General features: G+C 52.9%; 18 protein-coding genes, 7 tRNA genes and 1 other annotated feature. Of the genes, 20 read left to right on the top strand and 5 right to left on the bottom strand.

What is annotated here, in order from left to right; all coding sequences use genetic code 11:
- Positions 1–206 precede the first annotated feature (206 nt).
- Positions 207–932 (bottom strand): YdcF family protein, encoded by a 726-nt coding sequence (locus BT142_RS07550; protein WP_072417596.1) that lies wholly within the window; start codon positions 930–932, stop codon positions 207–209.
- Positions 933–1,019: 87 nt separating this feature from the next.
- Between BT142_RS07550 and BT142_RS07545 the strand changes: the two genes are divergently transcribed.
- Positions 1,020–1,301 (top strand): hypothetical protein, encoded by a 282-nt coding sequence (locus BT142_RS07545; protein ID WP_072417595.1) that lies wholly within the window; start codon positions 1,020–1,022, stop codon positions 1,299–1,301.
- 54 nt (positions 1,302–1,355) lie between these two features.
- On the opposite strand, the gene BT142_RS07540 is transcribed toward BT142_RS07545, so the two are convergent.
- Complete coding sequence (locus BT142_RS07540; RefSeq protein ID WP_072417594.1) at positions 1,356–2,630, bottom strand: CAP domain-containing protein; 1,275 nt, start codon at positions 2,628–2,630, stop codon at positions 1,356–1,358.
- A gap of 279 nt (positions 2,631–2,909) precedes the next feature.
- Between BT142_RS07540 and BT142_RS07535 the strand changes: the two genes are divergently transcribed.
- The 7 genes from BT142_RS07535 to tyrS all read left to right on the top strand — a co-directional run bounded on the left by BT142_RS07535 (position 2,910) and on the right by tyrS (position 5,532).
- Positions 2,910–2,982 (top strand) — tRNA-Val (locus tag BT142_RS07535).
- A gap of 20 nt (positions 2,983–3,002) precedes the next feature.
- Positions 3,003–3,076, top strand: a tRNA-Asp gene (locus BT142_RS07530).
- Positions 3,077–3,123: 47 nt separating this feature from the next.
- Positions 3,124–3,196: transfer RNA gene (locus BT142_RS07525), tRNA-Phe, on the top strand.
- Positions 3,197–3,205: 9 nt separating this feature from the next.
- A tRNA-Gly gene (locus BT142_RS07520) sits at positions 3,206–3,278 on the top strand.
- Between the two features lie 47 nt (positions 3,279–3,325).
- Positions 3,326–3,548: a binding site (T-box leader), on the top strand.
- 46 nt (positions 3,549–3,594) lie between these two features.
- Positions 3,595–3,768 carry a hypothetical protein gene (locus BT142_RS19030; protein WP_175444907.1) on the top strand — a complete coding sequence of 58 codons (174 nt, stop codon included), beginning with the start codon at positions 3,595–3,597 and terminating at the stop codon, positions 3,766–3,768.
- Between the two features lie 180 nt (positions 3,769–3,948).
- Positions 3,949–4,299, top strand: a complete 351-nt coding sequence (locus BT142_RS07515) for a hypothetical protein (protein ID WP_072417593.1) — start codon at positions 3,949–3,951, stop codon at positions 4,297–4,299.
- A 15-nt stretch (positions 4,300–4,314) separates the two neighbouring features.
- Positions 4,315–5,532, top strand: coding sequence for a tyrosine--tRNA ligase (tyrS, locus tag BT142_RS07510; RefSeq protein ID WP_072417592.1), 1,218 nt, complete (start codon positions 4,315–4,317; stop codon positions 5,530–5,532).
- 315 nt (positions 5,533–5,847) lie between these two features.
- On the opposite strand, the gene BT142_RS07505 is transcribed toward tyrS, so the two are convergent.
- The 3 genes from BT142_RS07505 to rpsT all read right to left on the bottom strand — a co-directional run bounded on the left by BT142_RS07505 (position 5,848) and on the right by rpsT (position 8,446).
- The gene (locus tag BT142_RS07505) at positions 5,848–6,870 is read right to left on the bottom strand and encodes an ATP-binding protein (protein ID WP_072417591.1); all 1,023 of its coding nucleotides are present in this window, start codon (positions 6,868–6,870) and stop codon (positions 5,848–5,850) included.
- A 43-nt stretch (positions 6,871–6,913) separates the two neighbouring features.
- Positions 6,914–7,690 carry a hypothetical protein gene (locus BT142_RS07500; RefSeq protein ID WP_072417590.1) on the bottom strand — a complete coding sequence of 259 codons (777 nt, stop codon included), beginning with the start codon at positions 7,688–7,690 and terminating at the stop codon, positions 6,914–6,916.
- 501 nt (positions 7,691–8,191) lie between these two features.
- Positions 8,192–8,446: a 30S ribosomal protein S20 gene (gene rpsT / locus BT142_RS07495; protein WP_072417589.1), complete on the bottom strand. Its 255-nt coding sequence runs from the start codon at positions 8,444–8,446 to the stop codon at positions 8,192–8,194.
- A 205-nt stretch (positions 8,447–8,651) separates the two neighbouring features.
- Here rpsT and gpr point away from each other — a divergent pair, with 205 nt between their 5' ends.
- From gpr to BT142_RS07435, 12 genes are all read left to right on the top strand, one after another.
- The gene (gene gpr, locus BT142_RS07490; RefSeq protein WP_072417588.1) at positions 8,652–9,494 is read left to right on the top strand and encodes a GPR endopeptidase; all 843 of its coding nucleotides are present in this window, start codon (positions 8,652–8,654) and stop codon (positions 9,492–9,494) included.
- A gap of 289 nt (positions 9,495–9,783) precedes the next feature.
- Positions 9,784–11,211 (top strand): ABC transporter substrate-binding protein, encoded by a 1,428-nt coding sequence (locus BT142_RS07485; RefSeq protein WP_242871940.1) that lies wholly within the window; start codon positions 9,784–9,786, stop codon positions 11,209–11,211.
- A 197-nt stretch (positions 11,212–11,408) separates the two neighbouring features.
- Positions 11,409–12,347, top strand: coding sequence for a DUF5685 family protein (locus tag BT142_RS07480; RefSeq protein ID WP_072417586.1), 939 nt, complete (start codon positions 11,409–11,411; stop codon positions 12,345–12,347).
- Complete coding sequence (locus BT142_RS19850) at positions 12,340–13,020, top strand: J domain-containing protein (protein WP_072417585.1); 681 nt, start codon at positions 12,340–12,342, stop codon at positions 13,018–13,020. The genes BT142_RS07480 and BT142_RS19850 overlap by 8 nt, the downstream gene beginning before the upstream one ends.
- Positions 13,011–13,580, top strand: coding sequence for a hypothetical protein (locus BT142_RS07470; RefSeq protein WP_072417584.1), 570 nt, complete (start codon positions 13,011–13,013; stop codon positions 13,578–13,580). Before BT142_RS19850 ends, BT142_RS07470 begins: the two co-directional genes overlap by 10 nt.
- Before the next feature lie 128 nt (positions 13,581–13,708).
- Positions 13,709–14,485: a TVP38/TMEM64 family protein gene (locus BT142_RS07465; protein WP_072417583.1), complete on the top strand. Its 777-nt coding sequence runs from the start codon at positions 13,709–13,711 to the stop codon at positions 14,483–14,485.
- Positions 14,486–14,621: 136 nt separating this feature from the next.
- Positions 14,622–14,692: transfer RNA gene (locus BT142_RS07460), tRNA-Gly, on the top strand.
- Positions 14,693–14,709: 17 nt separating this feature from the next.
- Positions 14,710–14,783, top strand: a tRNA-His gene (locus BT142_RS07455).
- 4 nt (positions 14,784–14,787) lie between these two features.
- Positions 14,788–14,864: transfer RNA gene (locus tag BT142_RS07450), tRNA-Arg, on the top strand.
- A gap of 55 nt (positions 14,865–14,919) precedes the next feature.
- On the top strand, positions 14,920–15,597 hold the full coding sequence (locus tag BT142_RS07445) for a DNA alkylation repair protein (RefSeq protein ID WP_072417582.1): 678 nt from the start codon (positions 14,920–14,922) through the stop codon (positions 15,595–15,597).
- A 155-nt stretch (positions 15,598–15,752) separates the two neighbouring features.
- Entirely contained in the window at positions 15,753–16,967 is a 1,215-nt protein-coding gene (locus tag BT142_RS07440) for a phosphoglycerate kinase (RefSeq protein WP_072417581.1), read from the top strand.
- Positions 16,968–17,059: 92 nt separating this feature from the next.
- Positions 17,060–17,626, top strand: coding sequence for a hypothetical protein (locus BT142_RS07435; RefSeq protein ID WP_072417580.1), 567 nt, complete (start codon positions 17,060–17,062; stop codon positions 17,624–17,626).
- Positions 17,627–17,632: the final 6 nt, after the last annotated feature.

The following is a 17,632-nucleotide window of genomic DNA, read 5'->3' as shown; positions in this document are numbered from 1 at the left end:
GACTTTTAATATTTTTGGGGCAAGGGGTATCTTGCTAAAGTAGAAAAGCAATATCCTGAAGCTGTTGCTTTCTACAGAAGGAAGATACCTCTTGCCCCAAAAAAATATCAGAAGTTTTAGGAAGGGGGGGTGGGGGAGAACCCTTTTTCAAAAGGGTTTCCCCCAATAGACGAGCGCAAACATCCCGTAAACGCGCTATAGTTGTTTTATTTGCTTTTTATTGTCGCGTAGGCGATGATGGCTATCCATTCGCGGACGAGGTAGGTGAGGAGGTAGCGCGGCTCGGTGTGGGCGGAGACGGCGTAGGGGCGGATGCCGACGCGTTTTGCGAGCATCGCGGCGCGGTACTGGTGGAAGGAGTCGGTGGCGAGGGCGGTCGTTTCGGGGAGCGAGTGTTCTGTCATCATCGCCTTTGAGAACGCGAGGTTTTCGGCGGTCGTGCGCGACCTGTCCTCGACGAGTATCCGTTCGGGAGCGATGCCGCGGGCGGTGAGGTAGGTGTACATCGCCTGCGCCTCGGCAATCTTTTCGTCCGTCCCCTTGCCGCCCGACACGATGCAGACCGCCTGCGGAGCGGCGTTCAGGTACTCTGCGGCGGCGTTCAGTCTGCGGCGCAGCATACGGGTGGGGCGGTCGCCCTTGACGCGGCAGCCGAGCACTATGAGGGTGACAGGCTTGTCTGTGGGCGGCGAATTATCGGCGGCGCGGTACATTATCCGCGTCAGGACGAAGCCCGCGACCGCCGCGGCTGCCGTCACGCAGACGAACACCACCGTCAGCGTCGGGTATCGGTCGGGATAAACGGTCAGCAGCATGGCGGCCGCCGTCCCTGCGATGCCGAGCGCGTTGCCTGCGTTCAGGTCGGGCAGGGGATTGAGAAATAGTATCAGCAGAAAAAATTCCGCCGCGAGGAGTATGTCTGTCAGTGTCATTATTTTCTCCGTATTTTTCAAATTTTGCCTGAAATATTCCGCACGAAGTTCAGCATAATAATATCATGAGCTTCGGAGGTGAGATCCATGCAGAAATACAATGATATGTCCGAGCTGCTCGAATCGGACAGCCGTGCGATGGCGTTTTACAACTCGCTGCCCATGTCCGCACAGCAGCAGCTCTACAAACGAAAAGTCCGCACGCTCGAACAGCTTTACAGCGTCGCGGATACCCGTCAGCCGATGATGGATACCGTTTCGGCGAACGAGATGACGGGGGCTGTGCCTTCGGGCGGCGACATGACTGCCGCACAGTGGGAAGAACGGCTCGGCCTGTCGGGAAACACAGGCTCCGCAGCGGAAAAATAACCGCACAGTCTCTTTTTACGGAGACTGTGCGGAGGATATTCCGTCAGCTCGGGGTCATGCTGCCGCAGTTTCGTCGGAGACTCTTTCGTCTGTCTCGGTGTCGGTCTCTTCCGACGCGGTCTCGTCGGGCAGGTCGGTCTTCGGAAGTTCGGGCTCGGCCGTGAAAGCGGCGATCTCCGAAGTGTCCGCCGCTGCCGCGCTGGTCGTGATGACTATCTCGGGCGAGTAAGCGCTGTAGGTGATGACGGTGTTGGAAGGCTTGTAGTACGCCCTTACCTTGAAGGTGTAGGTCGTGTTCGGCGTGAGTCCCGTAACGGTGAATGAATTGTTCGTGCCGCCCGAGATCATGCTTACCGGTGAGTATTTGTTCGTGGCGGGATTGAGGACGAGCAGTCTGTAGCCGTCGCAGTTGGCACGCGACCACTTGAGGTATACGGAAGTCGCGTCCGCAGACGAAGCGGTGAAGGAAGGCGTCGCAGGCTTAACGAGCACCGACTTGCAGGACGAGTAGTAGCCCATAGCGGTGATGTCGCCCTTTTTTGTGATGGGGCGAACCTTGTACTTCGGGGTAGTGCCGCCCTTGATCTTGGAATCGACGTATGTTGAAACGGAAGGGTCTGTCAGTTCGGCGATGACTTCGTAGCCGTTGTAGGTGTTGTTGAAGCGGTAGATCCTGTAGCTGGTGGTGTTGCCCGTGGGAGTCCATTTCAGGGTGACTTCCGCGTTGCTGTTGTAGGTGAGGTTGCTGAGGACGGGGGTAGCGGAAGGCGCGTACTGATCGTAGATCTCCTTCGTTACCTTGACGTTCTTGGTCGCCTTGAAGTTGCTGGGCTTCGAGAGGGCGGTGATGGACGACGAAGAATCGAACACCTGTGCCCAGTAGTAAGTGCCGTTGATGTACATACAACCGAGACCTGTGCGGGTGTAGATACCGTTGATGTAGGAATTGTGGTGACCCGTGGAGTTCTTCCAGGCTTTGTAGACATCGTTCGCGGAACCGTAGCCGTAGGCGATGTTCTCAGCCGCCGAACCCGAGTAGCTGAAACCTTCAAAACAGCTTCTGCCGTCGGGACGGGTGTGGGCGAAATTGACGCTGAGTTCCGCGGCACGCTGTACTGCGTAGCCCATCAGGGTCTTGTCCATGACAAGCTGACCTCTTCCGAGGGATTTGCGCTCGGTATTTATAAGGTTCAGCGTGTCGTAAGCCATGTCGTATCTGACCGTGCCCTGAGAATAGACCTCATAGGTGATCGCCGCCGAAGCGGAAATAGCTGTCAGACCGACAGCCATGCACATCAATAAAATGAATGAAAACAGTTTTTTCCTCATATGACCAACTCCTCTTAAAACAAAAAACAGAAAAAACAGTTCGGGATCGTCCTTGATTTTGCGTAATAAAGTTTTAAATACCCTTTAATAAATATTATACCATATTTGATGTGACTATGATATTAACAATACTCACGAAAAATACAGTTGAGTTTTTGTCATGTTCTACAAAGTTGTCCGAAACCGAAAAAAATGAGAAAAAAGGGTTGACAAGACCACGATTTTGTGATAAAATAGAATACGTTGAAAAGAGCAAGTGAGAAATAAAGCCTGAAACAAGGAAGCTTAGCTCAGCTGGGAGAGCATCTGCCTTACAAGCAGAGGGTCATAGGTTCGAGCCCTATAGTTTCCATTACGGATCAATTCCGATCAGGCCGGGTAGTTCAGTTGGTTAGAACGCCAGCCTGTCACGCTGGAGGTCGTGGGTTCGAGCCCCATTCCGGTCGCTTGTCTCGATCCTTGTGGTCGGGGCGACGAGAGTTGCTTGCTCTTTGCCTCTGTAGCTCAGTAGGTAGAGCAGGGGACTGAAAATCCCCGTGTCGATGGTTCGATTCCGTCCGGAGGCACTTACATTTGCGGATTTAGCTCATCTGGTAGAGCGCCACCTTGCCAAGGTGGAGGTAGCGAGTTCGAGCCTCGTAATCCGCTCTTAAAAGCCCCTTGTTCAACATCAGGGGCGTTTATTCTATCTGAACATAAATGCTGTGACGGGAACAAGTAGCGCGGCTGATACGGCTTTCAGAGAGTCTGCGGTGGGTGAGAGCAGATAAGCGTCGGTCGGGGTGAATTACCTCCCCGAGTATCGTGTGTGAGAAAGGCGAGAGCGATTAGCACACGGCGTTTTTTCCGCGTTAAGGATAATGAGGTCGGAAGTGATTCCGATGAACGAGGTGGTACCGCGTTTTCAACGCCCTCGGAGAGCAGACGCTCTTCGGGGGATTTTTTTTTATTCGGAGATATGGTCATGAGCTGCATCGAATGTACGGATGAACTGTGCAGGCGTTACGAGCAGGAGCAGATAAGGCTTGCGTGTCAGCTTTCACTGACCGACCGCTTCGACCCGAATGAGCTCAAAACAGCCGCGGGCGTCGATCTTGCCTGCCTGAAGGACGGCGGCGCTGTCGCTGCCGCTCACTGATAAAGAGAGTCATATCCCTGTTCTGACACGGTTCGCAGACCTTGAGACGCACATCCCCCGTGAGGAACTGAAATGACCCGACAAAGCGAAAGGTCGTGATATACATGAAATCGCCCGACGATCTCATTCTTTATGGTAGGCGTGCCGCACGAACAGCGGGAAATGATGCACGGATAAACCATGAGACTTGAAAAACGGCGCGTCCGTACCGAAAGGTGGTACACCATCGGCTATTCGCCCGTGCTGGGCGGGTACGTGCTTGCGGTGACTGTCGGCTGGCTCGGGAACTACGACAGGTACTATTCCGTTTCGGAGGAGGAATACCTGCTCGGGTACAGCGCTCCCGAAAAGCTCGACGAGCTGGCAGATTCGCTTTTCAGGGCGGCGAACAGCTCGGACAGATTCATCTGCTCGGAAAAGGCGGATGAGAATACGAACGTACAGAACGAGCTTGCACAAAGGCTCGTGAAGGATAAAAACGACTACTACGAAAAACATCCCGAAGCAATAACGGATTTTGAAAGATTTTGAACGGAGGAAAAAACAATGACATTATTTGAAGAACTCAAAAGACGCGGACTACTCGCACAGCTGACCGATGAGGCTGAGATCAGAGACCTTATCAACGAGGGCAAGGCGACCTTCTACATCGGTTTCGACCCGACTGCCGACAGCCTTCACGTTGGTCACTTCATGGCTCTCTGCCTGATGAAGAGACTTCAGGAAGCGGGCAACAAGCCTATCGCACTTATCGGCGGCGGTACCGCTATGATCGGCGACCCCTCGGGCAAGACCGACATGAGAAAGATGCTCACCAAGGAGACCATCAATCACAACGTGGAGTGCTTCAAGAAGCAGATGAGCCGCTTCATCGACTTTTCGGACGGCAAGGCTATGGTCGTAAACAACGGCGACTGGCTGCTCGACCTGAACTATGTTGACGTTCTCCGCGAGGTAGGCGCACACTTCTCGGTAAACAAGATGCTGACCTTCGAGTGCTACAAGCAGAGAATGGAGCGCGGTCTGACCTTCCTTGAGTTCAACTACATGATAATGCAGAGCTACGACTTCTACAAGCTGTACACCGATTACGGCTGCAATATGCAGTTCGGCGGCGACGACCAGTGGGCTAATATGCTGGGCGGTACCGAGCTTATCAGAAAGAAGCTCGGCAAGGACGCTTACGCTATGACCATCACCCTGCTGCTCAACTCCGAGGGCAAAAAGATGGGCAAGACCGAAAAGGGCGCTGTATGGCTCGACCCCGAAAAGACCAGCCCCTACGACTTCTTCCAGTACTGGAGAAATGTCGGCGACGCTGACGTTATCAAGTGCCTCAAGATGCTCACCTTCGTACCGATCGAGGAGATCGAGGAGATGGAGCGCACGATGGAAGGCGCACAGTTCAACAAGGCTAAGGAGCTGCTCGCGTTCGAGCTGACAAAGCTCGTTCACGGCGAGGAAGAGGCTCAGAAGGCTCTCGACGCTGCTAAGGCTCTCTTCTCTGCAAACACCTCTTCGGCTGATATGCCTACCACCGAGATCGAGGCTTCCGAGCTGACCGACGGCGGCATGAACATCCTCGACCTGCTTGTCCGCTGCGGACTCGCTCCCTCTAAGGGCGAGGGCAGAAGACTCGTTACCCAGAACGGTATCGCAGTAAACGACGCCAAGTTCACCGACCCCAAGGGCAGCGTTGACCTCTCGTCGGAAGTCATCATCAAAAAGGGCAAAAAGGTATTCCACAAGGTCGTTGTAAAGTGATATAACAGTTAAATAGTGCGGGAATTGCTTGGGGGAGCCCCCTTCCTAAAACTTTTTATACTTTTGGGCAAGGGGGTTGTTCTTCCTGACTTTGTGGTGGTCGGGAAGATGGGCGTTCTTTTGCTTGATCGCTTGCCCCTTGCCAAAAAGACGTTTCTGCGGATTTTATAATAACAGAATGACCCGAACACCTTTGTGATCGACAAGGTGTTCGGGTCTTTTTTTATTGGCGAATATATTATTGGGAGCAGAAGCCATCGTCCGAATGCTGTGCGAAGCTGATAAGCGGCACGGCGGTACCGATCCGATCGTTTGTTATTCTTTGCTGGGTTTTGAGAGCATTTTTTCTACCAGCAGTCTGGCGGTTTCGGTGTGACCCTCGTCGGTCTCGGGGGAGTAGAGGGTCACGATATTCCGCTGTCTGGGGCGCTTGAAGTATACCGCCATGCGCAGACCGCCTGTTTCGGTGAGCGAAGTCTCGACGTAGCCGCCGTACTTTTCTGCGAACGTGTATATCAGCGTGATGCCGAGGTTCTCGAACGGCGACTGGTCATCGGCGAGGACAGCCTCGTCGGAGTAGACGCTGCGGAACTTTTCTATCCTCTTCAGGTCGGCAGCCGTGCCGTTGTCCTCGACTATCATGATGCAGTATTCATCATTGGCAGTGACGGTGAGCTTCGTTGCCAGGAACCCTTTCGGCTGGGCGTGCCGGACCGCGTTCGAGAGCATATTTATCACCGTGTAGTCGAGGTCTGCGGTGTTGACGATGCAGACGATACCTTTCGTTATATCGAAACTGCAATTTGCGGTCACGCTGTCGAAACGCGAAGGCAGCAGGTTATGTATCAGGTGTCGGATGTGTTCGCCGAGGTCGATTATCAGGTCGGCTGTGTTGCCTGTAAGCATTTGCAGCAGAGCGGAGGTGTTCGAGTCGGCGATGCGCTGTTTGCTGAGCTCGGTCATGAGCCCCTGTTCGGAAACGGCGGCGCGGAAAGCAAGGTCTGTGTATCTGGTGACGCTGGATTCAAGCCTGTCCCTGAAAGCGCCCAGAGCCGAGGTCTTGGTGAAAAGCTCGGTGGCGTATTCGGCGTCGATAAGCTCGAAGAGGTAGTATGTCTCGTCACCGTTGGTAAGAGGGAGCATCCTGAGGGAGTGCGGACCGCATTTCACGAGGGTCTCGGACGTCGGTCTGCCGTTGAAAACGCATCGCGAGTTGCGGACAAGAAGGGACGTGAGATCCTCTTTGGAGTTCGTCCAGAGGATGTTGAAGGAGTTATCGGTGATGAAAGTGTCCCGCCCCGTGGCGGCAGCCATACTTTTGAGGATTTCCAGATCCATGCTTATCTCTCCTGATATTTTATTTTTATTATAGTATACCGAGTCATGCGGCGCTGTCTTCGGACGAGCTGTCAAACATATCGGTGGTCACGATACCCGGGTCGTACTCAACGTAGAACAGCTTGAAGTGCCGTCCGACCTTGCCGACGTAGCAGTTGTATCTGAACATCTCGGTCTTTTTCGAGCCGCGGTAGGTGACTTCCGCCACGACGAGGTCAGCCTCGCTGATATTCGGGACTGTGCCGTACTGTTCCTTATAGCCGTTCATGGTGTATTCTTCGAGGGGCTTGGAGTTGATGATATTGTATTCGAGCTTGAAGTCATCGCCGTATTCCTCTGCGAAATCGGCGCAGAAAGCGTCCATATACTGTTTCTCGGTGAAGCCTGTATCGGCGAGATCCTTCTCATAGTCAGCCTTCATCTCTTTCGGGAAGCAGGAAGCGTAGCTGTCGAAATCGCGGTCGTTGACGGCGTGGAAGTATTTTTCGACGACGTCGGTGCTTTTCTCGCCGACCCCGAGGAGTCCCGAGCCGAACAGGGTACCCAGGATGAGGAGAACGACAGCGCAGGCGATAACGATAAGCAGGCGGACCTGTTTAGGGTCGCGTTCTTTTTTACCGCCTTTTTTAATGCGGTCTTCCTCTTTATTCTTTAGGGATTCGTAGTATTCTTTTTTCTGTTCGGGAGTCATGAAGCGGACGGGAGTTGCGGACTTATACTTATCAGCCGAGTGAGTTTTAAGGTTCGGGTCACCGTAACCGCAGTGTTCGCAGAACTCACCCTTATATTCCTTACCGCATGACTTACAGGTCTTAGCCATAGATGTTCCCCTTTGATGAAATAGCGAGAAGTTTTGGTTCATCAGAACTTCAAAGATATTATACCACATTATTCGCCGTTTGTCATCATTTTTTTGTAAAAAAACTCATTATTTACAAAAATGTTCCGCAAAACAAATGAAGCGTGTTCGCCAGGGGATCAAAAAGTTTAGGAGGGAGGGAGACCCCCGCCTTAGCTACGCACGGCTACAAAGGGTCCCCCGGCAGGGGCTTTGAAGAAAAAAGAGATCCATCGTCCCCACCAACATAAAATCGGCAAATCCCGAAAACCCGTCCCGAAAGGCGCCAAAAGAAAAGCCCACTCCAACAAATCAAGAACCAACCGATTTGCCGATTTTATTTTCGCGAGAGAGCGAAGCGATTCGAGTGAAACCAAAAAATCGCGCCAGCGATTCTCCCTAAAAGCCCCAAAAACAAAAGACAGCAAAAAAAGACGTCCGCTTCGGGTTAAAAAGCGAACGTCTTATGTGAATAGCCTTGAATTACTTAGCGAGGGACTTAGCGAGCGAAGCCTTCTTTCTGGAAGCATTGTTCTTGTGGATAATGCCCTTAGCGCAAGCCTTGTCTACCTTCTTGATAGCTGCCTTTACAACTGCTTCCTTATCGTCAGCGTTGTTCTCAACAGCGAGATTAGCCTTCTTGAGAGCGGTTCTGAGGTCGCTTCTGACAGCCTTGTTTCTTGCAGCCTTAGCGTTGTTAACGAGAACTCTCTTCTTAGCGGACTTGATGTTTGCCATGTTGGTCTTTACCTCCCTTGTGATGAATAATATCAACTTATTCGTGCAGACTATCCGTATGACTGAGAGGGAACATACGGTAGTGCTTAAACAAGCATTGTGAATATTATAGCACATCTCCGCGCAGATTTCAAGGGGTATCGGGGGAAAATTTCGGAAAATACTCGGGAGCGGTTTTGTGCAGGATATACAAAAAGGAGGAACTATGGCGATAGATACAGACCTTGCGCTGGAGGTTTTTGACAGCATGGAGGACGGGGCTGATGAGCTTTCGGGGGTGAGGTGCGGAAAATACCGCGATGAGGATTCGGGCTTCGAGGTCACCGAGATAGAGGTGCTGACCGAAGCGGCGGCTGAGCGTCTCGGCAAGCCTGCGGGCAGATACATCACCCTCGAAGCGGACGCGCCCCTTTATGAATGGTCGCCGAAGTTTGAGGGACAGTGCCGCGCCGTTTCACAGGCGCTGGAAAAGGTGTGCGGCGGCAGGGGAGAGACCCTCTTTTTCGGGCTCGGCAACAGACGGATAACGCCCGACTGCGTGGGTGCGCTGACTGCCGACAGGGTGTTTGCGACGCGGCATATCAAGCGCCTTGCAAAGGGGCTCGACACGGATGAACTCGGGGATTCGGCGGTCGTGGCGGCAGGGGTACTCGCTCAGACGGGCATCGAATCGGCAGAGCTCGCGGCGGCACTCTGCCGTCGGCTAAAACCTGCACAGGTCATCGTCTGCGACGCTCTCGCGTGCAGTGAGCCGTCACACATGGGACGCACGATACAGCTCTGCTCGACGGGCATCTCCCCGGGAAGCGGCGTTGACAACTCCCGCGCGGAACTGTCGGAACGCACCCTCGGAGTACCCTGCGCCGCAATCGGCGTGCCGACCGTTTCGCGCATCATGTCGGGGGATGAGCGGTTCGAGGGTCTGCTGGTCACGCCGAAACCCGTGGACAGACTCGTCCTTCGGGCGGCGGAGATCATCGCGGCGGCGGTCAACCTCTACCTTCACCCGACACTGACCTATGAAGATATTAACTCGCTTATTCTGTGAGAAAAAATACGGTATATGTGCAAATCTTACAAAAAGGCTACAAAACAGTACGCGTGTAAATTTTTTTTGAATTGCGCAAATGACTGATTGGTAATCGTTTACTGAAAACGTATTCTCACACCTGCAAGAATGCGATTTGTTCAGATTGTACAAAAGAGGTATTTGATATATTGCAAAATGCCGATTGAAATTAAATTGCGGTTTTGGTATAATAAATGTAGTCACATGACGGTATTATTATGGAAATACGCTTAGGATAAAATGTTTGTCACTTTAGGAGGTTATTATCATGAGAATCAAGAGAATACTCGCGGGAGCTTTCGCACTGACTATGGCTTTTGCTGTGGCTTCCTGCGGAAAGTCCGGCGGCTCGTCCAGCGAGTCCAAGCCGCAGGGCGGCAAGGAGCTCGACGAGGAGGATAAGGCAACCATCTCCGAACTCAAGGATCAGCTTGAGGATAAGGAGCTTGCTAACAAAGAGATCAAGTGGATGGCTCACTATGACATCAACCCCAGCGAGGGCGCTGTAAAGTCCCCGGGACTTGAGCTGTTCGAGCAGAAGTATGACGGTAAGGTAAAGTGGGTACAGACTACCTGGAACACCCGCTACGATGACCTTGCGAACGCTGTAATGGGCGGCAACTCCCCCGACTTCTTCCCCGCATCCGATATGGATACCTTCCCGAAGGGCGCTATCAAGGGAATGTTCGACCCGATCGACGACGTTATCGACCTGGGCTCCGACCTGTGGGCTTCCACCAAGGAGTCCAGCGACAATTTCGTCTTCAACGGCAAGCACTATGTTGCTGTTATCGACGTTTCGCCGAACTATGTATGCGTATACAACAAGACCACTATTGAGCAGAACGGTTTTGACGATCCCGCTCAGCTCCTTGAAGACGGAAAGTGGGACTGGGATACTTTCAAGACCATGTGTACCGAATTCACCGATGCCGATAACGACAAGTACGCTCTCGACGGCTACTGGTACGTTAAGGCTATCTCCGAGACCTGCGGCAAGCCGCTCATCGGTCTTGATAACGGTATGCTCGTTAACAATATGTCCGACCCCGACGTTGAAAAGGTTCAGAACTTCATGTACGAGCTCGGTAAGAACGGCGTTATGTTCGACCGTTCCACCAACGGCTGGCAGACCAGAGGCGACGGCACAACAGGCAACGGTCTCGGCGACTACCAGACCCTGTTCATCCCTGTAGGTCTGTGGGGCATCGAGGCTCCGCTTGCTACCACCAAGCCTTTCGGCGATATGGAAGCGGGCGAGATCATGTTCGTTCCGATGCCTAAGGATCCCGACAGCGATACATACTACATCTCTTCGCGTGTTGACGGCTACAACCTCTGCCACAACGCACCCAACCCCGAGGGCTTCGCGGCTTATATGTCCTGCCTGATGGTTGCTAAGGACAACGCGGCTTCTATCTATGAGAAGACCCTCAAGGAAGAGTACAAGTGGACCGACGAGATGTACGAGATGAGACAGCGCATCTACCAGATGGCTGCCGAGCATCCTGTATTCAGCTTCGCTGACGGCGTTTCCGCTGAGATGGACGCTGCTATGCTCAACGTTTCTCAGGCTACCATGCTCACAGGCGGCGGAGCTACCACTTGGACCGAGTGTGTAGGTGAGTACGGCAAGCAGGTTGACTTCATCGTTAAGGAAGCTAACACCAAGATCTCCGATACTCCTACCAACTGATAGGCGGCTCAGAGCGCTTTTTCTCCCCAAAATATCATCGGTACCGTCCTTCGGGGCGGTGCCGATTTTTGTTTTGCCGTCGGAAAAATTGACAAGGTGAGGGAAGATATGTTATAATAAAATAACAGCGCGTATATTTCCGAATGTTACCATTATTTTTTCACAATGGTGGGGTAAACTGATACGGAGGTGATCTTTTGTTCGGATATGTAAAGCCGTATAAACCCTTCCTGCGAGTGTACGAGAACGAGCTCTACAGGGCGGCGTACTGCGGTCTCTGCCGCGAGCTGAACAGGAGCTTCGGGTTCGTTCCGACACTGACGCTGAGCTACGACCTCGCGTTTCTTGTGCTGGCGGACATCGGCATCAATTCATACAGACCTGAGATCACTCATGAACGCTGCCCCGTGCATCCCGTGAGAAAGGCGAAATGCCTGAAATGCAGCGGTTCGGCATTCGAGTACGCCGCCTGCGCACAGGTGATACTCGTGTACCACAAGCTGCGGGACGACCTGCACGACAAAGGTCTGAAACACCGCCTCAGAGCGCTCGCTCTTATACACAGGGCAGGAGCCGACTATAAAAAGGCGGCGGCTAAATACCCGACCCTCGCACAGGCGGTGGAGCGGGCGATGGAACGTCAGTGGCGTACCGAACGCAAACGCTCGGTGTCGCTCGACCGCGCGGCTGAGCCGACAGCGGCTATGATGAGAGCCGTGTTCCGCGAGCTGGGGCGCTACGACCCCGACAAGCGCGACCTGCTCGGACAGTTCGGGTATATGCTCGGACGGTATGTCTATATCTGCGACGCCCTCGACGACCTCAACGAAGATTTCGCGTCGGGAAGCTTTGATCCGCTGATACCGAAAGCGGCGTATAAACTGCGTCGGAACAGCAAGATACTCCCGAAGGAACAGCGCGAGAAGGCGGCGGCGCTCGCCGAGAACAGCGTCATGCTGACCCTCGGGGCGCTGGCGGAGGTCTACGTTCGGCTTGATCTAGGCGGCGTGAAGCCCATGACGGACAATATCATCTATCTCGGGCTGAGACATACATTTGATGAAGTGAAAAAGAATGCCCTCAGCGGCAGAAAAAAGAATATGAAAACAGGACTGAAAGGCTATAACAATGAATGACCCATACAGCATACTCGGAGTTGCGAGGAACGCTTCCGAGGCAGAGATAAAATCAGCATACAAACAGCTCGTCAGGAAATATCATCCCGACCGCTATCCCGACCCCGACATGGCAAAGCTCGCGAACGAGAAGATGTCGGAGATAAACACCGCATATGACCGCATAATGGAGGACAGGCGCAACGGCGTCAGCTATGACAGCTATTCCTCTCAGACAAGCTACAGCACGGGCAGGAATTACAGCTCCAGCGGAAATACCTATAACAAGTACAGCGATTTCAATCCCGAGACCGCGTTCGACGCATATAGCGTAAGGCAGCTGCTGGCGAGCGGCGACCTGAACGCTGCGGACAGCATCCTTGCGGGCGTGCCCGAAAATCAGCGCGACGCCGAATGGTACTACCTCAAGGGCATGATAAGCTACAGACGCGGCTGGTTCAATGAGGCGTATCACTATACCTCTCAGGCGACTCGTCTTGCTCCCGGAAATCAGGAGTACTCCGAGGCGTTCCGCCAGATGAACCGCCAGCGCAGCGGCTATATGACGGGCAGCGCCTATCAGCCGAATTCCCCGATGGTGAACTCGCCCGACGTGTGCGATATACTCAACGGTCTGTGCCTTGCCGACTGCTGCTGTGAGTGTCTGGGCGGAGACCTGATACCATGCTGCTGAACGAAAAAGCCGAAAGACCAAAGCGCAGCAGAGCTTTCTGCGTGGCGCTCGGCGGAGTTATATCAGCGCTGGTGCTGCTGCTCATGTTCATGAACACCGTCTTCCCGATGCTCGACTACGCGATACCCACCTACGCAGGATTTCTGATGGTGGTGGTCATCTCCGAAGCAGGCTCGGGCTGGGCGTTCATGACCTACGCCGCCTGTGCGGTGCTGTGTATGCTGATGACCCCCGATTATCAGGCAAATCTTCTGTTCATACTGTTTATGGGGTACTATCCGATACTGTATGTGTATTTGCAGCGCCTGAATAGTGTACGGATACGCAGGCTGTGCAAGGTGCTGATATTCAACGCCGCTATAATAACCTACGCGCTGGTGTTCAAGTTCCTGTTCACGTCGGTGGATCTGTTCGAGGGGATGGAGAACTTCGGCAAGTGGGCAGCGCCCGCGATGCTTGCGATGGCAAACGTGTTTTTCATGATATACGACAGGCTGCTCGGCAGCCTGATACAGCTGTACACCATGTGGTTCAGAAAAAAGATACTGACAAAGAAATGACCCCGCCGTATCGGGGTGTGCGGTGTTTGGGAGTGTGTTTTCTTGGGGGAAACCCTTTTTCAAAAGGGTTTCCCCCAAGAGAAAAACTCCCCGTTAAAGCGAGACAAACAAAGGAAGCGATATCCGAAATGAAAGAGAAGAGCATTTTCGAGCGTGCGGACGGCGGTCTGACTGCGGAACAGCTTGCGAAGCGCGATGCTGTCCGAAAGAGGATACGCATTGTCGGGCTGGTGTTTTTTCTGCTGGCGGTCGCAGGGATAACCTATCTTGTGCTGCCATTTCTGAAAAACGTCGGCAAGGACGGTTACTTCGAGAAGGTTCAGGATACCATTGACGACTACGGAACGGTCGGCGGCCCGATAGTGTTCGTGGTGATACAGGCTTTGCAGGTGATAGTCGCGGTCATACCGCCTGTGCAGGTGGTAGGCGGACTGCTGTACGGATGGCTTTTCGGGGCTTTGCTGTCCTTTGCGGGGATAGTCCTCGGAGCGCTTGCCGTGTGGGGCGTGGTGAAGCTGATGGGTGCGCCGCTGGTGGAAGCGGTGGTCAGCGAGAAGCATCTGAAAAAGTTCAGTTTCCTTGAAGATGAGCGCAGGCTGATATTCATCCTCATCATACTCTACGTCATCCCCGGGGTGCCGAAGGACATAATCACCTATCTCGTGCCGCTGACGAAGGTAAGGCTGAGGGATTTCCTGATGTATGTGATGCCTTTCCGTCTGCCTGCTATACTTCTTTCGACGGCGTTCGGAAGCAGTGCGGCGAAGGGCAATTACGGCGCCGCTATCGCTGTTGTTTCGGCGATAGCCGTGATAGCCGTGCTGGGGCTGATGTTCCGCGAGAAGATACTCGCAAAGCTCGGCGAGCATCATCATAAAAGCAAAATGCACAAATCTGATAACTGAAACATGATAAGTTTCTGCCAAAGCGACAAATCGTGTAAAAATGAAAAAAATGTCTTGACAAAGCTGTTTTGCTGTGATATAATATATAACGTCGATTGAGCCGATGACTCGAAAGGGAGCTCGAAAGGCGCTATATGCGGGTGTAGTTCAATGGTAGAACTCCAGCCTTCCAAGCTGGCCACGTGAGTTCGATTCTCATCACCCGCTCTTTTAAATTAAATATGGTGGGTATAGCGTAGTCGGTTAACGCGTCAGATTGTGGTCCTGAAGATCGAGAGTTCGAATCTCTCTACCCACCCTTTGCGTTTGTAGCTCAGCTGGATAGAGCAACTGCCTTCTAAGCAGTAGGCCCGGGGTTCGAGTCCCTGCAAGCGCGCCAATCAACCGCTGCACTTTGGTGCGGCGGTTTTTGTTTTGTATAAGAGGTGACACACATGAAAGAGATAACCGAACGACTGAAAGAGCTTGCCGACCCGAAGTACAAGGAGTTCCACAAGGGGCTGTTCAAGGAGATGGATACCGAACATTTCTTCGGCGTGCGTACCCCTGTGCTCCGCGCCCTTGCGAAGGAACTGATAAAGGACGGCAGGGCAGGGAAGTTCATCGCAGAGCTGCCCCATGAGTATTACGACGAGTATCAGCTGCACGTCATGATTCTCTCCGAGCTGAAGGACTACGAGACCGTCATAGCCGAGTGCGACCGTGTGCTGCCCTACGTCAACAACTGGGCGACCTGCGACCAGCTCCGTCCGAAGTGCTTCAGGAAGAACCGCGACCGACTTATCGGCGAGGTCATGAGGTGGTATTCCTCGGACGAGGTGTTCACAAAACGCTTTGCCATCGGGATGCTGCTCGGCCACTATCTCGGCGAGGATTTCAAGCCCGAATATATGGAGCTCGTCAGCAAGACCCCGACGGAGGAGTACTATCTTCACATGATGGTGGCATGGTATTTCGCCGAGGCTTTTGTCAAACAGCCCGAAGCCGCCCTGCCTTACATCGAACAGCAGAAGCTCGATAAAAAGACCCACAACAAGGCGATACAGAAAGCCTGCGAGAGCTTCCGCGTACCCGATGATACAAAGGAATATCTGCGAAAGATGCGGAGATAGTGCATTTTGTGAAAATAATATCAATTTTGAAAAAATCTCTTGATTTTCCGAGAGATATGATGTATAATATGTAGTGGCGGATATTTTTATCCGTAATTACAGGTAACAATTGGGGCTTGCCCCCGAAAATCTATTACAGGAAGGATGTCATTATCATGGCAGGATTAAACAAGGTCACAGTTGACGACATTAGCGTTAAGGGCAAGAAGGTCCTCGTTCGCGTAGATTTCAACGTTCCGCTGAAGGACGGTGTTATCACCAACGATAACCGTATCACCGCTGCTCTGCCCACCATCAACAAGCTCGTTGAGAACGGCGCAAAGGTAGTTCTCTGCTCGCACCTCGGCAAGCCGAAGAACGGTCCGGAGGACAAGTTCTCTCTCGCTCCCGCAGCTGCAAGACTCGCTGAGCTCGTTTCCACCAAGGTCACCTTCGCTAAGGACGACACCGTTGTAGGCGACAACGCTAAGAAGGCTGTTGCTGAGATGGCTGACGGCGAGATCGTTGTTCTTGAGAACACCAGATTCCGCGGCGCTGAGGAGACCAAGAACGGTGAGGCTTTCGCTAAGGAGCTTGCTGATCTCGTTGACGGCGAAGTATTCGTTATGGACGCTTTCGGCTCGGCTCACAGAGCTCACGCTTCTACCGCAGGCGTTACCAAGTTCGTTAAGGAGACCGCTGTTGGTTACCTGATGCAGAAGGAGATCAACTTCCTCGGAAACGCTGTTGAAGATCCGGTTCGTCCTTTCGTTGCTATCCTCGGCGGTGCTAAGGTAGCTGATAAGCTCAACGTTATCAACAACCTTATCGAGAAGTGCGACACTCTCATCATCGGCGGCGGCATGGCTTACACCTTCCTGAAGGCTCAGGGCAAGGAAGTTGGTACTTCCCTCGTAGACGACACCAAGATCGACTACTGCAAGGAGATGCTCGCTAAGGCTGAGGCAGCAGGCAAGAAGCTCCTTCTCCCTGTTGACACCACCGTTGCGGCAGCTTTTCCTGATCCGATCGACGCTGAGATCGCTGTTGAGAACGTTGACGCTATCCCTGCTGACAAGATGGGTCTTGACATCGGTCAGAAGACCGCTGCTCTCTATGCTGAGGCTGTAAAGAGCGCTAAGACCGTTGTTTGGAACGGACCTATGGGCGTGTTCGAGAATCCTGTTCTCGCTAAGGGTACTATCGCAGTTGCAAAGTCCCTGGCTGAGACCGATGCTACCACCATCATCGGCGGCGGCGACTCGGCTGCGGCTGTTATCCAGCTCGGCTTCGCTGACAAGATGAGCCACATCTCCACCGGCGGCGGTGCTTCCCTCGAGTATCTCGAAGGCAAGGTACTTCCCGGCATCGATGTTATCGCTGACAAGTAATAGCAATATTCAATAAAACGGGGCTGGCGGCTTCACGTCCGCCCCGTTGATTGATTTTACGGAATATTAGGACAAGTTAGGAAAAAGGAAAAATGACAGGAATATATCATTATCTCCCGATACTCTTCACCGCAGACAATGCGTTCGGAAAAACAGGCGTGCTGGATAAGTACGGCAACATTCTTGGAATAATACTCTGCGTGTTCGGAGTGATCATGCTCGCATTCGCGGGCAAGGTCAGAAAGATGGGCAGCTTTTACCTTGAAATGACCAATAAAGACCCCGTCATCAAGGAGACGAACTACGTTCCCGCCGAAGCTGAGATAGTCAGCAAAAGAACCACTAAGCTCTCGACCATGACACTGAAGGAGATGCTCGTGGAGTTCGAGGTGAACGGCATCACTTACAGCAACTGGACCCCCGACTTAGGTTTCGAGGGAAAGGTCGCTATCGAGTATGACCCCGTGAATCCGAAGGATTTCTACATCGCCGATAAGGTGAAGGCTGAGGAAACAGACGTTCCCGATACAGACGACGAGGGTGATGAACTCACCGAGACACCCAAGACCAACAATGCGTTCATCGCTATGCTGGGCTTCGGTATCGTGCTGTTCGGACTGGGAGCGGCATTTTTGTACGATTTTTATTTTATCAAATAATAAGGA

It is taken from the genome of Ruminococcus sp. YE71 (genome assembly GCF_900119155.1).
In the GTDB taxonomy this organism is placed as follows: Bacteria; Bacillota; Clostridia; order Oscillospirales; family Ruminococcaceae; genus YE71.
This window is presented reverse-complemented; position numbering and strand designations above follow the sequence as displayed.